Here is a 23,155-nt window from a genome sequence, read left to right on the forward strand (position 1 = left end):
AGATCACACAGAACACTTAACGAAATCAGATCTAGCCATGACAAAGTATATATTCATCGTAGAAAGAACCAGTACCGGCTATTCTGCTTATGCCCGGGAAATGTCAAAATTACCGGTGTCTACTACTGGTAAAAACATGCGGGAGTTAAACAAAAATATACTGGAAGCAACAAATCTCTACAGGGAACTTGTTGACCTCAAACCGGCCACCAAAGAGAATATTGTAATTCGACTGGATATGCAACAATTTTTCGAGTATTATAATGTCATTAGTGTCAAAGGGCTTGCTGAAAGAATTGGTATGAATCCATCATTACTTTCACAATATGCCAATGGTATCAAAAAACCATCCACCAAACAAGCACACAAAATCCTGGATGGAATTAAAGAAGTGGGAATGGAATTATCAAAATTGGAGTTTGCATAATGCTTCAAAAGATATCATCATTTCAATAGTTGCTCCAGCAGCGCTACCAGTTCCTTTTCCGTGTTCTCACCAAAACCGGCGTATCGCCTGAGCTCTTTGCCGGTATGGTCTGTCAATACCGTCAACGGGATAGCAGAAAAGTTAAAACCGGCTTTCACGCGGGCAATCTCCGCACTGTCAACCTTCACCTGCTCCCAGGGCATCGCTTCAAACTGAAGCGCATCTATCCAGGCAGCGCGGCTTTTATCAATGGAGATATTGACCATGTGAACATCCTGATCGCTGAATCTTGCGCGGATTTTTTTCAGGGAAGGAATTTCACTTCTGCAAGGGCCACACCAGCTTGCCCAAAAAACCAGCAGGTTAAACCGGGCAGCGGGGGATATCCAGTTTTTTGTATTGCCGGCTGTATCTGTCGCTGCGAGAGCGGATTTGTCCTTCCGGAAGTTGGCCCTGGTATCCATAAAACTTTTCAACTTACGGGCTGTTTCCGCTTGCTGTACATTTTTATCAAACAAAACGATCAGGTCTTCCAGCTCCTTGTTGGTGTATTGTTCCCGGGCCTCATATATCCCTTGCAACAATGTATAGGCTGTAGAGTTCTCCCTGATAATACGGCTGTATTTTTTAATGAGGGCAACCCGGTTGGATGAATCCCGACGGCCAAGTGCCCCAAAACTGGTAGTCTGTAGTTGATACATCAATGCCGTTTCTTTGCCAGATTTTATTTCCAGGCCTTTGCAATAGTAGCTATCTCCCTCTCCCTGGCAGACCAGTTCTCCGGTAATAGTGGTAACGCCTGGCTCCAGCACAAATGCGTTCTGCGAATGGATCTGTTTTTCGGTAGTTTGTACCGGGTCTATGAATTGAAAACCCCTGATTCTCCCGGTCGTATCAATGTAGCTGATACCGGCGTAATATGGTTCAAAAGAAGCAGGTACTTTTATCCTGAAATGAAATGAATCGTTCCTAACCACTGCTGAATCCTGAAAAACATCCCAGTGAAAAGCACTTGTCAGATACACTTTCCCATGAGGGATATGTTTGACATGTCCGATGATGTCTATTTGTTTGTCGGCAACAGGTCTATTGCAACCAATGCATAAAATGATCAGGGAGAAAAGGATGCTTCTTGTATCCATACGTGGATTTTGAGTGAAACATAGCGGGTTCAATCAATGTTTTTATCCTAACTATCGGCAACTGAAAATAGCGCATTTTTATTCAAAAAGAGAAACCTTTCCTGGAGTGATGTAGGAGTGCCCTGGAGGTAACACGATTATTTCACGATAAAAATCAACCCATAAAAAAAGCTGAAATCCTTACCTAAGAAGAATTTCAGCTTTGTTGCCCGACCTGGATTCGAACCAAGACAAACAGAGTCAGAGTCTGTCGTACTACCGTTATACTATCGGGCATCGTCAATTCAGGAACGCGAAGGTATAACATTTCCATTAAATCCCAAATTTTTTTCCGGGAACCTAGAAATTGAACTCCCTGGCCTGCATATTCACACGGAAACCGACAGTATAGAAAAAGGTATTGGATTTAGGCTGGTCCTGCACATTATACGTACGATAGGTAGCATTCAGATCGATGAACATATTCTCAAAAAGCTCCCAGGAAGCACTCAGGGCGGCTGTAGTACTTTTCACCGGTATACCGCTGCCGATATGGAAACCATAATCCCGTGGTCGGGTGTTATAACTACGGAAAACATCGCTGCCGAAGTTAACACCGGCTGAATCGAGGCCCTGCAAATGATACATCAGCTTACCGGTAAGATACAGGCGGGGCAATGGCTGATAACGGGCAATACCGATAAACTCTTTCAGATTGGCGCCCAACGGATGCGCCAACGGCTGATTATAGTGAACAAGGTTGGTCGTACTGTCAAAATTGGTATAGGTATAGGGCCGTATATAATTGGCTTCTGCCTGTATGTCCAGGTTCCGAACCTGGAAAGCATTGATATATTTGGCGCCCAGCTGTACCCCTTGTTTGTTGGCAAAATTACCCCTGCTATAGTGCAACACTTCTTTCGTTACAAACTCATTAATCAACAACTGACCGTACAACTGCACCGACCGGGCAATATTCGCTTTAAAATCGAAGCCAACATTGGCTTTACCGGCGGCACCCAGTTGTTGTTCTACGGATCTGTAGAAGATAACCGGGTTGAGGTAACTCAACTGCAGCCCGTTTTTACCGTCTTCCATAACGTTTTCATAGAAACCCAGGTTCAGCCATTTGGTAACCTGCAGGCTCAGGTGGTGCATCATCATGTAGTTGCGGGGCCGCATCTGCCGGTCGTTGTAAAGCGGAAACGGTGCAATGGTCTGGGCAAAAATATTTTCATAATCAAATTTCCAGATACGGGTACTGATACGCAGATATAAGTAGTTACTACTGAAATCACTGAGGAAAAGACTACGAAAACCGTTGCCGATAAACAATTTGTCATAGGCGAACTGGATATCGAAATATTTGGCCGCATTCAGTGAGATACCACCACGGGCATCGAAATAATCGTAGCCATTGTGGTTGTAATATTTATAATACCCGGCGCCAGGTACAGCTTCATGATGATTAACAAAATCACGTACATAAGCCGGGTCCCGCTCCTGGTTATCTGTTAAGATCGTGTAGAACCCCAACTTACCGGCAATATTCCCTCTCAGCACCAACCCTCGGCTGTTGACAAAAATGCTGCCGGTGCCATCATTGGAACCGCCGTATTGCAGGTTCAGCAATGGATTCACAGATAATTTAAAATTGCTGGTATGAACGGTATACAAGGAAGCCGGCGTGGTATAAAAATGTTTCAATACCGGCTTCACTTTAAACGAATCTTCATAGGCAGGCGCCCATTCCCAGTTATCCATTACCAGATGACGCATATTATACCGGTCGGTGGCGGTTAACGGGAAAGGTAAAGCACCGGCTTTGTCCAGCGAGTCCAGGTACAACACCCGCTCCGTTACTTTACGGCGGTCATACGGTTTCACCGTCGTGAACCCTAACAGGGTATCGTTCCGGGTGAGGATATCCAGCCGGTCCAGCAGCTGGTATTGTTTGTTGCCCAGGTTGATATAATCCGATTGGGCAAGAGCCGGTAAGGCGATCAGGGTTCCCAGGAGGAGCAAACAGTATTGCAGGTATTTCATATTCATATGTGGCCCGAAGGTACCCCCGCTTTCTACAAATCTTCATTAAAAAAGGATTAGAAAAACGACATCATTTTTTTAGTAAATTGCCCTATGCGATTACCTGTTCTGTTGACGGCCCTGCTGCTTGCCGGTATATGTACCACTACTTCCGCACAAGCGGTAAAAGATAACACGACTGTTAAACCTGTTGTATTAGGTGAACTGTCTTCCGATAAAATTACGGAAGCATCCGGCATCGCATCCAGTAGTACCTTACCCGGTTATTACTGGACACACAACGACAGCGGTAACAAAGCGGAAGCCTTTCTGCTGGACCATCAGGCCAACCTGGTCTGCACCGTAAAACTGGACGATGTATCCAACCGCGATATGGAAGATATTGCGGTTGGAATGGGCCCCGTAAAAGGTAAACACTATGTATATGTGGGCGATATCGGCGATAATAAAGGCGTGCGCAAACATATCCGTATCTATCGTTTTGAGGAGCCTGCTACGGTTCCCGGAAAAACACTGCACATCCGTCCGGACGTACTCACACTGCAATATCCCAATAGTCCCCGCGATGCAGAATCCCTGCTCATCGATCCCATCGGCAAAAAAATTTATATCATCAGTAAAAGAGAAAGAAAAGTCAGTCTCTATAAAACAAACAACCTGCTTTTTAAAGATGGGGATAAAGTTCAATTGGAGAAACTCATTACACTTCCCTATACCTGGGTCACTTCCGGCGATATCTCCAAAGACGGCCACCATATTGTGATCAAAACACTCACCGATATTTACTATTGGCACCGCAATGCCAACGAAACCGTGGAACAAGCCATGGCACGACCTGCACAACAACTCCCCTATGTGATAGAAAAACAGGGAGAAGGTATTACCATCACGCCCGGTAATGATGGTTACGTAACCATCAGTGAAGGTGAAAACGCTCCGGTCTACTTCTACAAATGGAAATTCTAACAACCATTCCCGTCAATGAAATAGCACTTCAGTATTGTAGTTTATAATTGTATACGCGGCGAAATTGAACGCTGCTGCGCGCCCCTGTAATAAACCCTCAAAGCCGGACCACCCACTCAACGGGCTGGTCTGTGACAAACCATTATAGTATGCCAGCTAACGTTTCTACTACTATTCGTTTGCATGTCCGGGGAGCTCCCCCGGGTTTTCTGATACCCCACACCACGCTGGTATAAAACCAGACGCTCTACTTACTACCCCCCTCAAATAACTATTCACTCACAATCGATGTTATCTCATGCAAAAGAAAGCCATCATCATCGGTGCAGGGCCTGCCGGCCTTACTGCGGCCTATGAACTGCTCCAACGCACAGATATAATGCCCATCATCCTGGAAAAAAGCACAGATATTGGCGGCATTTCCAAAACGGTTAACTATAAAGGTAACCGTATCGATATCGGCGGTCACCGGTTTTTCTCAAAATCCGACCGCGTGATGGATTGGTGGATGACCGTCATGCCTCTCGATAAAGAAGCGGCTGAAATATTCACCATCAGCTATCAGCAAAAAACAAAAGAGATAAAAGCACCACAAAAAAATACGGAATCAGATACCCTCGTAGCGGAAAACCCCGACCTGATTATGCTGGTCAGAAAACGCCTCTCCCGTATCTATTTCCTCAAAAAATTCTTTACCTACCCGGTTCAACTATCGATCGATACCCTGCGTAAACTGGGTATCATCACCACTATCAGGATCATGATCTCTTACCTACAGGCCCAGCTTTTCCCCAGGAAACCGGAGAATACACTGGAAGATTTTATGATCAACCGGTTCGGCACTACACTCTACAACCTCTTTTTTAAACACTATACCGAGAAAGTATGGGGTGTTCCCTGTCATGAAATTTCTGCAGAATGGGGCGCACAACGCATCAAAGGCATCTCCATCGGTAAAGCTATCGCACATGCGGCGAAAGCGGCCTGGAATGCCAGCAAGCCGAAAGATATCAAACAAAAAAATGTGGAAACCAGCCTCATCGAACAGTTCCTCTATCCCAAACATGGCCCCGGCCAGCTGTGGGAAGAAGTGGCCCGGCAGGTAACCTCCCAGGGGGCGACCATTCTCATGCAACACGATGTGGTAGGTATTCTTACTGAAGGTAACCGGATCACCGGCATTGAAGCACTGGACAGAACCACCGGCGAAAAAACCATCCTCGAAGGCGACTACTTCTTCTCTACCATGCCGGTACAGGAACTGGTGGCCGGCCTCCGGGCGGATGTTCCGGCGAATGTCCGCGAAGTAGCCTCCGGCCTGCAATACCGCGACTTCATCACCATCGGTATCCTGCTGAAGAACCTGAGCTTCGAAGATGCTAAAACACGTACCCATCAGCCTATCACACTCAAAGATACCTGGATCTACATACAGGAAAAAGATGTGAAAGTAGGCCGCCTCCAACTGTTCAACAACTGGAGCCCTTACATGGTGAAAGACCCCGATACCACCTGGGTGGGAATGGAATATTTCTGTAACAAAGGCGATGACTTCTGGGAACAAACAAATGAACAAATCCGGGAAACAGCGATACACGAACTCTGCAAAATAGGTCTGGCCAGAAAAGAAGATGTACTCGACGCTACCGTGTTACGCATGGAGAAAACCTACCCGGCCTATTTCGGTACCTATACCCGGTTCGATGAAGTACGACACTACCTCGACTCTTTTGGCAACCTCTTCCTCGTTGGCCGTAACGGTATGCATAAATACAATAACTCCGACCACTCCATGCTCACCGCTATGGTGGCTGTGGATAACATCGCTGCCGGTATTGTCACCAAAGACAATATCTGGTCTATCAATACGGAACAGGAATATCACGAAGAGAAAAAATAATCATAAAAAAGCACCCTCGTAAAGGGTGCTTTTTTTATAGCCAGTGATTTTTTTACTATCGCTGTGCGTCGGCAGTAGCGTATATCTCAGAAGCTACCAACTCCGCTATCCGGTTGGAAATACCCGCTTCATTGTCATACCAGGCCACTACTTTGGCCAGCTTACCAATAACGCGCGTCATGGTACCGTCCACAATGGAAGAATGTGTGTTACCCACTATATCCGCCGATACAAAAGGCTCCTCCGTATATTCCAGGATACCTTTCAGATCCGTTGCAGCCTGCTGTTTAAACAGTGCGTTGATCTCTGCCGCAGTAGCCGGCTGTTTCAGCTCCAGGGACAATTCTGCAATGGAACCATCGATAACAGGCACCCGGTAGGAAAAGCCGTCCAGCTTACCTTTCAGGGCCGGTAATACATCCCCGATAGCTTTGGCGGCTCCCGTAGTGGTGGGTATAATAGACTGGGTGGCTGCCCTGGCTCTTCTGAAATCCTTATGCGGACCGTCCTGCAACATCTGGTCCATGGTAAATGCATGAATGGTGCTCATATAACCGGACTCAATGCCGAACACCTTATCCAGCAGGAACAAGGGCGGCGCAATACAGTTGGTGGTACAGGAAGCGGTGGACAGGATCTCGTCCGTTACATCAATAATATCTTCATTCACCCCCGCTACAATGGTTTTTACCCCGCCGGATGCCGGCGCTGTGATCAATACCCGTTTGGCGCCTGCGCGGATATGCGCCTGGGCCTGGTCTTTATGGGTAAAACGGCCGGTAGATTCTATCACAATATCAACACCCAGTTGCGCCCAGGGCAGATGGGCCGGGTCTTTTTCGCTGGTCAGCTGTATGACTTTACCATTCACGATCAGCTGTTGAGGCGTATGGGTGACAGTACCGGGGAATTTTCCATGGGCCGTGTCGTATTTGAAAAGATGGGCGAGTATATCCGCTCCCATCAGGTCATTGATGGCTACTACTTCTACATTGTCTTTATGCTGTAAAGCTCTGAGGGTCATTCTTCCTATGCGGCCGAATCCGTTGATAGCTATTTTCATCGCTTGAATAATTTTGGTTACAGTACAAAAGTACCCAACCGTTCATCTGTCTCAAATGACGAAAAATATACAATTTCTGCCAACTCAACCATGTAAGGCGGTGCGGAAGGTCCGGCGGTAATCGCTGGGGGAAACGGACAGATGCCGCAGAAACACACGCCGCATGGACACCATACCGCCCAGCCCGCATTTTTCAGCAATCTGTTCTATACTGAGGTCACTATCTTCCAGGTATTTCCGGGCTGTTTCCACCCTTAAACGCTCTACAAATTTGGCGGGGGTAAGTCCGGTCTCCCGGAGAAAAACGCGGGCAAAATTCCGGGGACTCATATTCACCTGGGCGGCCAGCCGTTCTACACTCAGGTCCTCGTGTAACACCTGTATCATCCAGGGATGCAGCTTACCTGCCAGCGTATTGGTTAAATGCCGGTAATCCAGCAGTTCGCCGAACTGCGACTGGTAACCGGGCCGCCGGAGGTAGATCACCATCTTTTTGGCCACCTGCGCGGCCAATTCCCGGCCATAATCCTCTTCCAGCAGGGCAAGGGCCAGGTCGATACCGGAAGCGAGTCCGCCGGACGTATATACGTTGCCGTCACAGGTATAAAAAGGATTGGTATCCACCTGCACATCGGGATGTTTTTCCTGGAAATCCTGGCTGTACTGCCAATGCGTAGTAGCCTTGCGGCCACTGAGAATCCCCGCCCGCGCCAGCGCATAGGCGCCGATACACACGGAACCGATGCGGCGCAGCCGGGGATATACATTACGTAGCCATTCGTAAAAACCATGCAGGTTATTGGCGAGAAATTCAGTGCCCAAACCAGCAATCAGTAAAGTATCAATAGGACGATCCAGCTCCTCCACGGTAACGGGACATACCACCTCTACACCGCTCTGCGTTTTCAGGTGATGCGCCGCTACCGGCGATGCCAATAGTATTTCATAGCCGGCTCCCTGCCACTCCGGATCACTGCGCAATATTTTATCGGCCCGCGAAAATACATCGCAGGGGCCTGCAATATCCAGCAGGGCGGTACCTTCCATCGGTACGATAACGATCAGTTTTTGGGAAGACATCGGCTGTTTTTTCAAAAATACGCAGAAAAAACGGGCTATGCCAGCGCTGCCCGCTTCAACAACTGCTGCGCCGTTTTCTTCAATGTACTGGTACCCTGCCAGGCCTGCAACAACTGTATCACCATCGGATGACGGATACTGCTGTCATTCAGCGCCAATACTTCCCCGTATACCTCCAGCAGTTTTTTCAGGTCTTTTACCGGCTTTTCGGTGAAGACAGACAGACAGGCGGTCAGCAATGTTTCCAATGCTTCATTATGCTGCCGGCTGATCTGCGTTTGGGTAGCCATCAGGTCTGTAAAACGTTTCATCGGCGCCCAAGCTACCCGCTGTTGTAAACCGATGGTCTGTCCCAGCTTCTCACTGCTGATACGGTCAGGAACACGGCTGCTCCAGTATTCCGCCGCATACCCTTTTACGGTTTTATCAGCATGTAACATAGACAACGCAATGGAGAGATACATCATTTCAGAAGGCGGAATGTCCAGGCTATGCAGCGTTTGTACAGTATTTAAGACAATACCGGTTTCATTCACCTCATAATACCCGGAAGAACGTTGACAGGATTTCAGTATCCTCGCCAGCAATACATCCGGATGATTGGGGGTCAGCAACAATAACCGCGCAACGTCCGAAATCGAAATGGACAGGTATTTCCCTACCCCATTCAGGTATTCCTGCAGCAACGGTGAAGGTCCTTTCAGGATCTCTGCTTCAGGAAAGGTAATTTCCATTGACAGCTCCTCATCCATATACCGGTTATATTCCTTCTTTTCGGGATCATAGTTACCATAAGCCAGGTAAGGTACCGCTGCCGTTTTCCATTCAAAATCACCATTCAGCAGTACTATCGGCAAGCGGTTATACGAAAAATCAGCAAACGCTTCATAGGTTGTTTTAGGCGATTTGGTAAGTCCTGCCTGCATCCAGGCGGCTTCCATGGTGATTGTCTTCGCCTGCGGCAAGGCGTCCGCATCGAGCAGGAACATCAGCAGCTGCTGGTATTCTCCGGTCAGCGACTGTTGCGCCAACGACAACGCGGCGGCTGTGTCCTGCAACGCACAACGCGCAATAGCGACCTGAAGATCCAGCATATCCGGTATCACACCGGCTGCCTGGTACAGGGCCATGCGCTGCACCAGCACCACGGGATCTATCCATGCCGGTTCATGCGTGGGCGTAGATAATAAAGGCAACGTATCTTTTTCGCGTATCTTCTTTAAAGCCAGTATCAGCAACTTACGATGGGGCGCATATACCGCCTCCTCTGTACGGGAAGTTTTCCAGTGTTCCAGCACCGGCATCTCATGACGGGTACGCCACCAATGCTGGGATTGTTTTACCTCATTCAGTTTTGCCATATAGGCGGCATCGTTATCTGCCATCCATTTGCCGTAATTGAGGAAAAATACAGCCAGGGTTAAATCCAACAGGCCGGCGGTTCCCGGCGGACGTTTGAAAATAGTAGCCGCCCGTTGTAAAGCCGGTTCCAGCTGCAACAGGATATCTGTCGTCATGGTATCCTGTGCTGCCAACAACATAGCAGGCAACTGGTCAAAATGCCAGCTGGCATTGTTTTCAAACACCTGGCTGGCGAAGAATACCAGGTCTTCGGTGGCAATACGGTTATGTTCTCCGATTAAAGGCTGCTGCTCCACCGCCACAGATTCCATCACAGCCGGGATATCGCCGGCTCCTGCAACCAGCAGGTCCTGTAATATATTGCGTGTATTGGCCAGCATACTGCTGCCATATTGGGAAAGTTGCTCCCGGAGAACAACATCATTTTTATCGGCCCACTGCAATATCAGCTTCGCTGTTTTAGCTTGCAGGTCTTCATCTTTGGAAAGAAAAACACCACACAGCTCCAGGCAGGCCCGCTGTTTAATTTCCGGATGTTGTTTACCTGCTTTCTCCAGTATTTGCAACGTAGTGGTAATGATATTTTTTTTATCGGCAGCAATCACCTGCGGCAGATAATCGAGCAACGCCTGATGATTAAAATCTTTTTCGGCGGAAAGCTCTTTCAGGTAAGTCAAAGCTGTATTCACCGCTTTGGTCTGTGGTGAGCTCAATGCCTGCAACAGCAATGGTTGCAGCTGTACCAACTCAGCCTGGGTAGGCTTAAGCGCCGTCAGCAAATCTACCATCCAGCCTACCTGTAGTTTGTTAAAATTTCTGTTTACTGCTTTCAGGCATTCTCCCAGCACCCGCATCCGGTCAATCGTACCATCACTGGTATACTGCTGTATAAAGCCATTCCAGTTCGTGGGTCCTTCGCCGGTTTTTACATTGTTGCTCCAGTTATCAGCGAAATTAATACTGGATGGATATTCAAACAGGTACCAGAAATGCTCTGACAAGGTAAGCGGATATTTAAACATAGCTGTGGGATCGTACAACCGGTGGTTTCCATAGATTGCCTGCGGAAGCCGGCTCACCACCAATGCAGGTGTCAGCGTCAACAGCCCGCGCTGATGGAGGTCCATCATCATCCAATAGTCCACATCACCGGGAAGCCTGCCTTTTTCAACCATATCCTGCATCCATTCATCAAACCAGGAGGGCATATACCAGGGAAGAATATCGTCAAGTAACGCCTCCCGGAAAAGCGTGAAATGAAAATTGCTTCGCTGAAAAGCATTTTTTTCGAAACAAACAAAAGCGGCGGCGGCCAGCATCTTGGACTGCGTCATGGTAGACCTGGTGCCCCAGGCATTTTTCTCCACCTCTATAAATTCTGAATAATAGGTGACTACTTTACTCAGTCCCGGCGTTAGTTTTTTTCGTTCTTCAGGGGTCAAACGTTGCAGGAAAGGGATCATATCCGGTTCCCGTTCGGTGGTTAACAATTGTTCCAGTTCTTCCAGGTGTGTCATACAATCTTGTTTGGGTTAAAATCAATTTATTTTTTTACGTACAGCAAGAATATGTTTGCAGGGGCCACGGTCTCCCTGGTGTTTGGCAAACCAGGTACAGGTGCAACGGGCGTCTTCTCCGGCTATCACCACTGTATGGGTAACGCCGCTGCCGGCCACCCGTGCTTCCACTTTATCGGGCTGCCGGGAGATGATGGCCACTTTGTCTTCTGCCAGTAACTGCTCCGCGTCTTTCATGCGCGGATTCAGGCTCATGATCCGGTTCAGTTTAAAAGGCAGGCGACGGTAGAAATAGAGATTATCATCCAGGTCAAAACCCAACAGTCCCATGGCGGCAAGGCGGGCTGTCAGCTGATCTATCTGCTCAAAACCGGCTTGTTCTTCTACGGCCAGTAAGGTGGGGTTAAATTCCTGGTTCACATGACTGTATTTATCCATGGCGTCTATCAGCTGGTCCGGCACATCGGCGATCAACGCATCCAGTGCGGCGCCTTCCCCGGAAAAACCACGCCAGGCTTCACGCGACAGACTGAGACTGAATCGCACATGACCGAAATACAACTGCCAGGTAGTGCTCTGCATATCCGGATGAACAAACACCTGCAACTCATCTGCCAGTGGTAACAAGGGTTCCAATAGGCGTAACCGGTGGATACCGCCTACACAAATTGCTTTAGGGGCTTTTACCGGGGAGAACACCGGTTTATTGCCCCGCACGGTCAGGTAATAATCCGCTTTTACAGCGCCGGCAGGAATACCCTGAAACAGCTGTCGCAGCTGTATTTTATTGAAGGTATGCACCCGCTCCGATGCTGCCAGGAAAAGCTGCACGGTGGTCAGTCCCTTGATCCATTTCACCGGCAGGGGTACTTTCTTTTCGGTAATACTTTCTTCCGGCTGGCTTTGCAGGTTGATTTCCCCGGCATTCACGGTCAGCTGCATGGTATCATTACTGCTGATAGCATGCAGGGCATTGATCATCGGCTGATTAAAATCCACATTGACCGTCCCATTGGCAGGGAAAGTGCCACTATGGCCTCCCGGCAGCACATCTACCCGCGCATATACGCCGGCACACTGGGAAAAACCTTCAAATCGCAATTTTTCGGCACCAGCGGTCACAATCGGGTCTTTCATCATGCCCGCCTGGGCCGGTGCTAGGGTAAACGAAGCCCTTACCACATTGGACAAGGCGATGAGGCAACGGGCAGTGGTGTAGGGCTGCGTCAGGTGTCCCTGGAAAAAAGCGGGGGCGGGATGCTTTGCTATCTCGCTGTAGCCGGCCAGCAATAGCCGGGGCTCACTGCCGGCAATCAGCGCCGACGGTGTTGGGTAACTATAACTGATGGTAGTCTCTGAAATCATGTCAAAAAACAAACATTCACGCGGTGTATAATATAGGCATCTAAACAAAAATAGCACTATTTTCGGGGTCATTATCCATGCATCCCCTGAATAATGAAAAACGACTATGAAAAACGGTAGCTATTCTGATAAACCCGTGTCTTTCTTTAATACGATTTGTATTGTACTGGCGTTCCTGTCATTAACCCTGGGGATGACCGTATTTTACCTGATGGATTTCACACCGGCGTTCTACCTGGAGCTTTTTGTCGGCATCCTCTTTTTTTGTCTGCCGTTGATGCATCGGCGTATAGGCATAGACAACGTAGTCCTCATATTTTTCATCGTATTGGACGCCGCACTCTTTTTTTACGGCATCGCACTGGGACCGGTATCTGAAATACACCTGCTGGCGGCCTTCCTCATGGGAGCCTCCGACCTGCTGATGCCCCGCCGCAAAATACGCAACCTCTTCTGGACCTTCGTAGGCGCCATGGTGGTACTGCTGGAAGTCAACTATTACTATCACTGGATCAGGCCCATACCACTCAGCAATAACAGCATGCTGGCCATCCGGCTCATCGTGGTACTCACGGGTACCGCCCTGAATGGTATCATGCTTTATTTCTACATCAAACAGGTACGCAACATGATGGCTGAAGTAAAAAAGGCTTCCGAAGCTAAAACCAGGTACTTGCGGGAAACAAACCACGAAATCAGGACACCGCTGACTTCTATCATGGGTATCGCCGAAGGCCTCAGCGAAAAAGTAGCACACCTGAATGACAGTGCGCTGTCTGCCGCTATCCGTAAGGAAACGGAGCACCTGCAGGTGGCCTCTCTCCTCATCAGGGAAATTATCAACAACCAGCTCGATCTCGCTAAAATAGAAGAAAACCTTTTTAACGAAGCCAAAAGTGAAAGCTTCAGCCTACGGGAATGCATCAACGAATGTATCCTGATGCAACGCCCTATCGCTGCTTCCCGGAAAATCAATATCATCCTCCACTACGATGCCCAGCTGCCGGTATATATTCTCTCCGACAGCACCATCCTCAGTAAAATCATCAATAACCTGGCTTCCAACGCCCTGAAATATGCTTCACAAAATTCAGTGGTCCGGTTTAATGTAGGGAAGGCGGGCGATTATATCCACATGGAAACGCACAACATCAGCACCCTTAAACCCAACCAGCTGAATGATATTTTTCTTCCTTTTGTATCACATGCCAACAAGGAATATATGGGAGAAAGCACGGGACTGGGATTGGCTATCACCAAACAACTGGTGGAAAAAATTGGTGGCACCATCACTGCCGGTGCTTCCGGCGCCACTACCACTTTCAGGCTCAGTATTCCGTTGAAGGAAGGTCGTAGTGCCGTTACCGTTAACTCACCCGAACCCACCAACGAAATGTACCAGGATTATACCGTGCTGGTATTGGAAGATGATAAACTGAACCAGGCTTCCTTCCGCGCTGCCATTAAAAGCATGGGCGCCACGCCCTACTTCGCGGAAAACGGCGCCGAAGCCCTGGAAATGCTGAAAATGATGATTCCAGACCTGATCATCACAGATGGTAAAATGCCGGTAATGGATGGGAAAAAGTTTCTACGGACACTTCGCGCGGATAGCCAGATACCCAGCGATATTCCCGTCATCGTGGCTTCCGGCGAAACCTTTGTCCAGGAACAGGAAGAATTTATAGCCGCAGGAGCGACGGATTTCCTGCTAAAACCTTTTACACGAAAGGAATTGGTGGATATGATCCGAAAACATTTGCCGAGGATAAAGATGTTGAATCCGTTGGGGTAATTCAATAAAAAATATATCGTTGTTTGGTGATAGAGAAATTCTTTATCACCATTTTTTTCACTTTTGTTAGTTAACACCAATTAAGTCTACAGGGGAGTAAGCAATAAATTTGAATTCTTTTATTTTGCGAAAGATACGGAGGTAGATAATACCGGAGAGGTGATCCCCGGTATTGGCGGGTCAGTATATCGAAGATTAGGGCTTGAAAATGGCCGAAAAAAAAATATATTCCTGTTATCGTAAAAGGAAAGACGGTTTACCCACCTGCCCCCACACGAAAACATATGATCATCTCTAAACGTTTATAAAAGAAAAAAGCTCATTTGATCATGGAATCAAATGAGCTTTTAAACTAATTCTCTAATGATGGCTGCGACCTCTTTATTTCCGCTAATCAGCGAATCATCACTAATCATGTCCATCACAGTTCCTGTTGCCCAACCTGGATTCGAACCAAGACAAACAGAACCAAAATCTGTCGTACTACCTTTATACTATTGGGCAATCATCAACGGGTCGCAAAAGTAGAAATTTTTTTATAAAAAACAAGACACCAAAAAAAAATCTTAAAAAAAAGCTGACCGGACGCGCCGGTCAGCTTTTTTTTAACAGTTGGTTCTTGTTTATTCTCCGTAGATCTCTTTGAGTTTTTTATCCAGTTCATCACCTTCGCTGCCATAACGCCCGATGATCACACCTTCGGGATTAATCAGGATTTTTGTGGGCAGGGAATGGATACCGTATTTAAGTGAAATATCATTCGGGTTATCCTGCAACCTGGACATATCCGCGCCTCTGCGCACATGTTTCCATGGTAGCTCATCTTTGGCTACTGCGGCTTTCCAGGCATTTTCGTTTCTGTCATCATCTGCAACACCGATGATATCCCAGCCCTTAGGTTGATATTTGGCGTACAACTCCCGGAGATGTGGATTGCCTTTGCGGCACGGAACACACCAGCTGGCCCAAAAATCGATCAGCACATATTTACCTTTATAATCGCTCAGTGACAAAGGATTACCATTGATATCCTTTGCGGTAAAAGCTGCCGCTGTGGATCCGGGGGAGCCGCTACGGAGCATGGCGACTTCGTGGGCAATATATTTACCGAAAGTGGTATTTTGTGTGGAGGCGCCTAATTTATTGTAATAATCCTGCAGCGCATTCAACGACAGGTTTGCCGTATGAAAACGCAGCTGGTAGGCCGTCACCACCGAAGTGGGATACCGTTTGAAATACCGGTAATCTGCCTGCTGGTTTTCTTCAAAAAACGGTGCAAGACGCTCCCGTATCTCCGCGGCTTTGTCGTGGTCCTTTTCATTTTGCAGGGAATCCAGCCTGGACCTATACTTTTGTTGTATCAACATTTTTTCACGCGTCAGTTCCTGTAGCTCTTTATTAAGAGGGTTACCGGTTACCTTGGCGAGGTTCAGCTGAAGCCGGGAGCCTGTTATCTGCTGTGTGCCGGGCTGTAAGACGATTGTAGCAGGATTATTATCTCTTAGTCCGTTACGGATATATGCTACGGCAAGAGAACTGATCTCCCCTTTCCAGGTGAAACTGCCGTCTTTTGCGTCGATGGAATCTACCATTCTGCCGCCGGCAACGTCTTCATACATCACATATAGTTTATTGTCGGAATGGCCGGTGAGCTTGCCATTCAGCACAAAAGGCTTTTTGTCCTGTGCACTGGCGACAGTAACAAGGGTGATACACCCGATGATGGAGCTGGTAATCTTTTTCATATGATGGATTAAAATGGATTTTGAGTAAGATTGGGATTAACGACCACCTCTGTTGCCGGCAGCGGATAAATGGAGCTGTTGTCGGTTGCAGGAACGTTAATATGACTGCCGGGTACCGTGCTGCCTGCATAATCCCTTATTACCGGCAAACCGTTACGCAACAAGGCTGTCCGCCGCCGCCCGTTTTCAAAGGCAAATTCAATTCTGGCCTCATCCAGCACTGCCTGTAACACATTGGCTCTCCCATGAAGGTCTGACAACTGATACAGGCCACTACCGGTAATGCCTGCACGCTTACGCAACAGGTTCACATCGTCGAGGGCTGCCTGTGGATTAGCAGCTGCATTCGCTTCGGCCCGTATCAAATACATGTCAGCCAGGCGGTAGATGACCGGTGAACTAACGGTGGTATTGTTGTTCTGCACAAATTTATTGGTGAAATACCGGTCGCCGTTGGTGGTGGATAGCTTGCTGTAAAATGCCAGTCTCACATCCCCAGCTGCTTCAGCGAGCAGATTCAGTAAAGGCGTGGAAACAGCGGCATATTTGGTTTCAGTGTAGCTATACCCCAGTCCATAAAACCCTTTACCCTGCCCATCCACACTTTTAATGGTAAGGATAGTTTCTTTATCTGCAGCACCACTGTGGTCTGTACTAAAATAAGAGAGATAGTTGCTACCTGTCACCAGGGAATATTGATTACTGTTGATAACTTTCTCCGCGTAACTGATGGCTTTCGCATTATCACCGGCATTCAGATACAGATCGGCCAGCGCCGCCCAGCAGGCCATTTTACCGGCATAGGCATTGGACTTGTTCTCTGTAAACATCCCGGCTGCTTTTTCATAATCTGCCGCAGCCAAATTGTACACTTCCTTCACTGTATTCCGAAAAGGCAATAACGTAGCATCGGTGGAGGTGACATAAGGGACGCCTGGATTAGCCCCTGCATTTTGTACATATGGTTTTCCAAAAGCTTGTACCAGCAACATATGCAACCAACCACGGAAAAAAAGCGCTTCCGCTTTTAACTGTAACTGGTTGGCTGCTGCATTGTCTGGTATAGCATTGATCACCATGTTGAAATGATAAACAGCTTTATAGATAGCCTTCCACGCATCAATATCCATCATGGAAGCCGTCCTTTTAAAGGAATAACATTCTATCCCCGCAGTGGCAGTATTATTCCCCGCCTTCAGCACCTCCACATTATCTGTACTGAGCTCCACCAGGTTCATATACCGGGGAAGCATTTTAAAGTCGTTGACCAGCGAGTAGGCCCCGTATAAAGCAGCCTTTTGATTTTCGTAACCATCCAGCGCGGTCCCCGCGTCGAGTTCTGTTTTAGGCTTGAGGTCCAACGCACTTTTGCAGGAACAGATCAGCATCAGTGATGTTACACCGATAATGCCCAATCGTTTTATATTCATAGCCATTGATTTTACTTTTTTTGATTAGAATGTTACCTGTATTCCTCCTAAGAATCTTTTGGTAAACGGTACTTTACCTGCGTTTTCCTCAGCATAGGTATTTTCCGGGTCCATGCCGGTGAACTTCGTCCAGGTAACCATATTATCTCCGGAAACAAATACATTTACTTTACCCACGCCTAATTTCTTTACCAGCTTGTCAGAGAAGGAATAACCCAGCCGCACATTTTTTAACCGTAGGAAACTGCCATCCTCTACATACCTGGATGTTGGGAAATAGGAATCTATCTTAGTACCTGCCTTTGGCAAATCAGCATTATCTCCCGGATGCTGCCATCTTATCTGTCCGGATGCAGGCGCAGCATTATTGGCCTGTACATTAGAACCGTCCAGGTCCAGATTAGCACGGGTACGGTTCAGCATTTTTAATCCTCCGAAATACGTGAGCATTACGCTCAGGCTAAAGTTTTTATAGCTGACGTTATTCGTCATACCGGCAATATATTTGGGGTTGGTATTGCCCAATACCTGTAAAGTGGCGTTACCCGGGTTGTCCGTATAGTTTACTTTGCCGGTGTAGTTGCCATTGGCATCTTTCTCCAATACTTCAAAACGTGATGCGCCGGTGACAGGGTCCACACCTGCATATACCGGCATGTAATAGCTGTTCATCGGGCTGCCGACAATCCTGGCGGTACCACTATATTGACCATTGTATACCAGGTTAGTGCCCGGTTGTAGCTCCAGCACTTTGTTATTGTTATAGGCAAACGTGAGGTCGGTAGACCATTTTACAGCCGTATTTTTCAACTGCCGGGTATTTATCGTTACTTCAATGCCCTGGTTACGGATACGGCCCATGTTCTGGTAATAGGTATTACCTCCATTGGTAGCCGGCGGTGTAATGAGCAACAACAATCCTTTATTCACTTTGTTATACAGCTCTACAGAAAGGTTTAACCGGTCCCAAAAACCGGCATCGATCCCCACGTTGGTAGTATACTGCATTTCCCAATGCAAATCTGGATTCCCCTGTACATCCTGAATAGTACCACTCTGGCGGTCATACTGATCGCTGGCCGGAACAAAACCATAAAGAGAAAGATATTGATAGGCGCTCAGCGGCAGATCATTCCCGGAAACGCCATAACTGAAGCGGAGTTTCAGCAAGTCAAGATTTTTGGCATTAAGAAGAAAACGTTCCTTATTCAGTTGCCATGCTGCACTAAAAGCATAAAAATTACCATACTTATTGTTTTGACCAAACTTGGAAGAACCATCTCTCCTGAAACTGGCAGTAGCGAAATATTTGTCATCATAGCTATAGTTCAATTCGGAGAACAGGGAGAGATAAGCGGTTTGAGCAAAAGTATTCCTGAAATTCATGGTAGTAGGATCACCCGCGTTGATAGACCGTATACCAGGCTTTAAGCCATATACAGAAACGGAGGTGTTTTTTTGCGTCACTGTGTTGTATTCAAATGCAGCCAGACCGGCAATATGATGCCGGTTGAATGCCTTATCTACCTGTAACATTTCTGTGGTGATGATATTACTGTTGTTCGCTGGCGCCATTGACAATAATCCGCCGCGGGCATAATAAGAACTGGTAGGGTCCCTGGGATCTATATAAAACTGCCTTTCACCATTGATGAAGCTGTAGCGGTTCCGCGTATTAAAAGTAAGCCAGTCCGTAAGCCGGTAACGCAGATTCAGGTCAAAACCTCCGGAGGTCGATTTCATGGTTCCATCATCATAATCTTTACCATACAGCGGATTAAAATTACTGCCGCTATACCATCCCTTTTCCTTCGGCCCGCCGATCCTTTTAGAACCGTCAGCATTGTAGGGGCTATCCCAGGGCATCATACTGAAGGCGGAACTATAGGGTGTATAAAAACCACCATTCGTCAAACTGGAATAGGAAATATTGGCGGAAGAAGAGATAAACATCCGCTCTGTAGCCTGAAAGTCCACATTGAAACGGAAATTGTATCGCCGGTAATTATCTGTAACCAATGGCGCTATCTCCCGGAAATAATCCCCGGAGGCATAGTATTTAATACGCTGCTCCCCGCCGGCCATCCATACGTTATAATCCTGTGTCTGGCCTGTCCGCAACATCAGATCGTTCCAATTGGTATTATATTTCAGGACACTGTCCGGCACCATCTTATGCACATAATCATTCACTGCAGCATCGGTGGCGCCGGGATTGGCATCCAGGTATTGATTACGGTAGATTTGTTGTTGCAGGTCGAAACGCTGTTGACTATCCATCATCCGGAATTTTCCGAGCGAAGCTTTGTTAGCACCATAGGTAACATTCGCGCCTACTTTGGTACGGCCCGCAGCACCGCGTTTGGTGGTAATCACCAGTACTCCGTTGGCTGCCCTGGCGCCGTAAAGCGCTGCGGAGGCAGCATCTCTCAATACAGTTACAGAAGCGATATCTGATGGAGAAATATTACTAAAGGGATCAGTCGTCGCAGCATAATCCTGTATAATACCATCAATAACCACCAAAGGCTGTGTGGTGTTATTGCCCATAGAACCGCGGCCACGGATAACAATGGTAGCCTGTGAGTTTCCACCACTATTACCACCACCGATAGATACATTCATCCCCGCCACTTTACCCTGCAGGTTGTCGAATATAGACTGTGTGGTAGTCGTTTGTAATTCTTCGGATTTCACCTGGGATACTGCACCTGTCAGCTCACCCATCCGTTTATTGCTGTAACCGGTTACTACTACCTGGTTCAGGGAACGGGGCGTTTCTGATAGCGCTACCTGCAACGGTCCCTGTACGGTATCGGTTTTAATTCGCTGACTGTCATAACCTATATAGGAAAATTCCAGCTGCTGCCCTTTGCCGGCATACAACTGAAAATGACCGTTGGCATCGGTCACCACCCCGGTGGTAGCACCCTTCACCCTGATAGTTACACCTACCAGCGGCACGCCGGATGCGGTGTTAACAGTACCGCTCACCAGCTGTTTATCAGTCTGTTGTTCCTGTACTGTTGCATTGTGGCTACCTTTGGCAGGCTGCAACGCTTTGATATACACATTTTTCCCTTCTATCCGCCAGTTGTATTGTTTTCCCAATACTACCTGCAACGCCTCCTGTAAAGACGCCCCCTGCAGATTTACAGAAATATGCCGGTTCAGATCCACTTCTGTATCACTGTAAAAAAACTCGTAGGTAGTCTTACGCTGTATTTCCTGTAATACCGCTTTTACACTCCGGTCTTTCACAGACAAGGTGATGGGAGCTTTGGACGATTGGGCACTGACTGTTATCGCCCCTGTGAAAACAGTCAGGCAGGAACATAGCAGTACGGCACGAAAATGCAGTGACCAGCCCTTGCGAAAAGGCATAGGTATCCCCTTTAGTTTCATCACTATTAATTTTGGTTAATAAAAAATCGGCTGAGTTCTAAGTACTCCCGGACTATTTTTTTGTTACTGTTATGGTTGATCCTTGCAACGAAAACGAAAATTGGTTGGTGCTGTTGTTCAATGACTGGATGCATTCTCCCAGTCCCTGTTCTTTATTAATATAACAAGTAAAATATTGTGCGACTATTTGTTGTTCATTTGCCTGTATGTCTACATCATACCACCGGGAAATAGTTTGCAGGATGTCATGCAGCGGTTTGTTGCGAAACCGTATCCAGCCGTCTTTCCACGAAGTAAAATCGCCGGTATCTACGGATGCAACCTGTAACTGGTTTCCGGATACTATGGCCTGTTCACCGGGCTGCAACAGCTGATCTTTACCGCCTGCCTGTACTTTCACTTTTCCGCTCACCAGCGTGGTAAACGCCTGCCGGTCCCCTTCATAGGAACGGATACAAAAAGAAGTACCCAGTACGGTGATCTGCTGGGTACCGGCATGTACCATAAATGGTTGCCTGGCCTGGGCAGCTACTTCAAAATAAACTTCCCCGGTTACTTTTACTACCCGCTCGCTGCCTTCAAAAACGGAAGGGTATATAATGCTGGATTGCGCATTCAGCCAGGCTTTGGAGCCATCAGGCAGCTGTACCTGGTAGTTGGCGCCACGCGGCGTACGCAAAGTATAGTTCACGGACTTCCCTGTAGCTACCTGCATGTTACCATTATGTACATCCACCCGGTTGCCGCCCAATACAAAGCTGCTGTCTTTTCCCTGTAACGATACAGTCTCCTCTCCTGCCTGCAATACGGCAAAATTACCGGCTGGCTTTTGTTTGGCGGCTATGAGTGTTTCGGGAGATACCCCTGCCGGGTGTTGAGGCCGCAGGAACCACCAGGCAGCGGCTAACAGCAACAGTATGGCCGCCGCAGCTCTCCGGATAATACGCCCCGGATGACGGCGGACTACCGCCGGTGTAGCGGGTGCCGTGATGCGGCTCCACATACGGCCGGTATCAAAAGATTGTTGCATACGCCAGGCTTCCACCACACGGCGTAACTCTTCCGGTTCCTGTAACAGCACAGCCCTTGCAGGATCTTCCTGCAGCCAGGACTGCACCGCCGGATCTTCCTGTTGAAGTTCCCCGCTTAGTATCCCGGATAATATATGTATGTCTGACTGTTCCATGAATAAAGGGCTGTTATAGTGATGACACGCATAGGCTGAAAATGTACTATGCTTGAAAAGAAGTTTTTTTAATTTTTTTCAGAACCGGCTCAGCAAATCCAGCAACAGCAAGCCTGTCAACTCCAAAAGAATATTATTCCGTAATATATCATAGGCCTTGGCTACCTGGTTCCTCACGGTAAATACCGATATCCCCAGCTCTTCTGCTACAGCTTTATACTTTTTCTGTTCCAGGCACACTTTTTCAAATACAATCCTGCATTGTGCCGGTAAACCGGCAATCACCCGCTCCAACTGCTGTACACGGTCCTGTAAACGAAGCTCCTGTTCCAGCACATCGTCTTCTGCGGGTATGTTCTCGGGTAAAGCATCGTTTGATATGAGGGTATTATCTCTTAAATAATTCAGGCAGGTATTGTGGACAGCCCGGTAGGCATAACGTTGGGGTGGTACCCCCATGCTGATTTGTTGGCGCTTCTGCCATAACCGCGAAAAAAAATCCTGTACAATATCTTCTGCCGCCTGTTTGTCCTTTACAATGCGCAGGGCATAGGCACACAAAGCAGCCGCAGTGCTTTTAAAGAATCGCTCAAAAGCAGCCGGATCGCGTTGCAGTTGCTCCCAGGAGCAGTTTTCCGATGGGTTCAGTTGGTTCAAATTAGTATACGCCAGGAATGCTCCAAATATATACATTTAAATCAAAAAGCCCTGCTACCGTAGGGGTAGCAGGGCTGATTCCTATCTGCC

15 protein-coding genes and 2 tRNA genes are annotated in these 23,155 nt (G+C 47.7%); 4 read left to right on the plus strand and 13 right to left on the minus strand.

Going from position 1 to position 23,155, the window contains the following annotated elements; genetic code table 11:
* On the plus strand, positions 1-427 hold a 427-nt coding region (locus tag ICL07_RS29345), incomplete at its 5' end, for a helix-turn-helix domain-containing protein (RefSeq protein ID WP_223152142.1).
* Between the two features lie 17 nt (positions 428-444).
* Here the strand turns inward: ICL07_RS29345 and ICL07_RS29350 are convergent.
* The 3 genes from ICL07_RS29350 to ICL07_RS29360 form a co-directional block, all read right to left on the minus strand.
* Entirely contained in the window at positions 445-1,569 is a 1,125-nt protein-coding gene (locus tag ICL07_RS29350) for a TlpA family protein disulfide reductase (protein WP_188091649.1), read from the minus strand.
* Between the two features lie 205 nt (positions 1,570-1,774).
* Positions 1,775-1,845, minus strand: a tRNA-Gln gene (locus ICL07_RS29355).
* A gap of 63 nt (positions 1,846-1,908) precedes the next feature.
* On the minus strand, positions 1,909-3,600 hold the full coding sequence (locus ICL07_RS29360; RefSeq protein WP_188091650.1) for a hypothetical protein: 1,692 nt from the start codon (positions 3,598-3,600) through the stop codon (positions 1,909-1,911).
* Positions 3,601-3,687: 87 nt separating this feature from the next.
* Between ICL07_RS29360 and ICL07_RS29365 the strand changes: the two genes are divergently transcribed.
* Positions 3,688-4,560 carry a hypothetical protein gene (locus tag ICL07_RS29365; protein WP_188091651.1) on the plus strand — a complete coding sequence of 291 codons (873 nt, stop codon included), beginning with the start codon at positions 3,688-3,690 and terminating at the stop codon, positions 4,558-4,560.
* Between the two features lie 298 nt (positions 4,561-4,858).
* Positions 4,859-6,460 (plus strand): NAD(P)/FAD-dependent oxidoreductase, encoded by a 1,602-nt coding sequence (locus tag ICL07_RS29370; RefSeq protein ID WP_188091652.1) that lies wholly within the window; start codon positions 4,859-4,861, stop codon positions 6,458-6,460.
* A gap of 55 nt (positions 6,461-6,515) precedes the next feature.
* On the opposite strand, the gene gap is transcribed toward ICL07_RS29370, so the two are convergent.
* From gap to ICL07_RS29390, 4 genes are all read right to left on the minus strand, one after another.
* Entirely contained in the window at positions 6,516-7,523 is a 1,008-nt protein-coding gene (gene gap, locus ICL07_RS29375; RefSeq protein ID WP_188091653.1) for a type I glyceraldehyde-3-phosphate dehydrogenase, read from the minus strand.
* A gap of 84 nt (positions 7,524-7,607) precedes the next feature.
* Positions 7,608-8,603: a GlxA family transcriptional regulator gene (locus ICL07_RS29380; protein WP_188091654.1), complete on the minus strand. Its 996-nt coding sequence runs from the start codon at positions 8,601-8,603 to the stop codon at positions 7,608-7,610.
* 35 nt (positions 8,604-8,638) lie between these two features.
* The gene (locus ICL07_RS29385) at positions 8,639-11,482 is read right to left on the minus strand and encodes a DUF6493 family protein (RefSeq protein ID WP_188091655.1); all 2,844 of its coding nucleotides are present in this window, start codon (positions 11,480-11,482) and stop codon (positions 8,639-8,641) included.
* A 21-nt stretch (positions 11,483-11,503) separates the two neighbouring features.
* Positions 11,504-12,847, minus strand: a complete 1,344-nt coding sequence (locus tag ICL07_RS29390; protein WP_188091656.1) for an SWIM zinc finger family protein — start codon at positions 12,845-12,847, stop codon at positions 11,504-11,506.
* A gap of 106 nt (positions 12,848-12,953) precedes the next feature.
* On the opposite strand from ICL07_RS29390, the gene ICL07_RS29395 reads away from it, so the two are divergent.
* Positions 12,954-14,642, plus strand: a complete 1,689-nt coding sequence (locus ICL07_RS29395; protein ID WP_188091657.1) for a response regulator — start codon at positions 12,954-12,956, stop codon at positions 14,640-14,642.
* Between the two features lie 433 nt (positions 14,643-15,075).
* Here ICL07_RS29395 and ICL07_RS29400 read toward each other — a convergent pair.
* The 6 genes from ICL07_RS29400 to ICL07_RS29425 form a co-directional block, all read right to left on the minus strand.
* Positions 15,076-15,146: transfer RNA gene (locus ICL07_RS29400), tRNA-Gln, on the minus strand.
* A 119-nt stretch (positions 15,147-15,265) separates the two neighbouring features.
* Positions 15,266-16,387: a TlpA disulfide reductase family protein gene (locus tag ICL07_RS29405; RefSeq protein ID WP_188091658.1), complete on the minus strand. Its 1,122-nt coding sequence runs from the start codon at positions 16,385-16,387 to the stop codon at positions 15,266-15,268.
* An 8-nt stretch (positions 16,388-16,395) separates the two neighbouring features.
* A complete protein-coding gene (locus ICL07_RS29410) occupies positions 16,396-17,817 on the minus strand; it encodes a RagB/SusD family nutrient uptake outer membrane protein (RefSeq protein ID WP_188091659.1) in 1,422 nt (473 codons plus the stop codon).
* Positions 17,818-17,841: 24 nt separating this feature from the next.
* Complete coding sequence (locus ICL07_RS29415) at positions 17,842-21,201, minus strand: SusC/RagA family TonB-linked outer membrane protein (protein ID WP_188091660.1); 3,360 nt, start codon at positions 21,199-21,201, stop codon at positions 17,842-17,844.
* A gap of 73 nt (positions 21,202-21,274) precedes the next feature.
* On the minus strand, positions 21,275-22,408 hold the full coding sequence (locus tag ICL07_RS29420; protein WP_188091661.1) for a FecR family protein: 1,134 nt from the start codon (positions 22,406-22,408) through the stop codon (positions 21,275-21,277).
* A 78-nt stretch (positions 22,409-22,486) separates the two neighbouring features.
* Positions 22,487-23,065 carry an RNA polymerase sigma-70 factor gene (locus tag ICL07_RS29425; RefSeq protein WP_188091662.1) on the minus strand — a complete coding sequence of 193 codons (579 nt, stop codon included), beginning with the start codon at positions 23,063-23,065 and terminating at the stop codon, positions 22,487-22,489.
* Between the last annotated feature and the right edge of the window lie 90 nt (positions 23,066-23,155).

Origin of the sequence: Chitinophaga qingshengii (assembly GCF_014529935.1) — a bacterium.
Taxonomy (GTDB): domain Bacteria; phylum Bacteroidota; class Bacteroidia; order Chitinophagales; family Chitinophagaceae; genus Chitinophaga; species Chitinophaga qingshengii.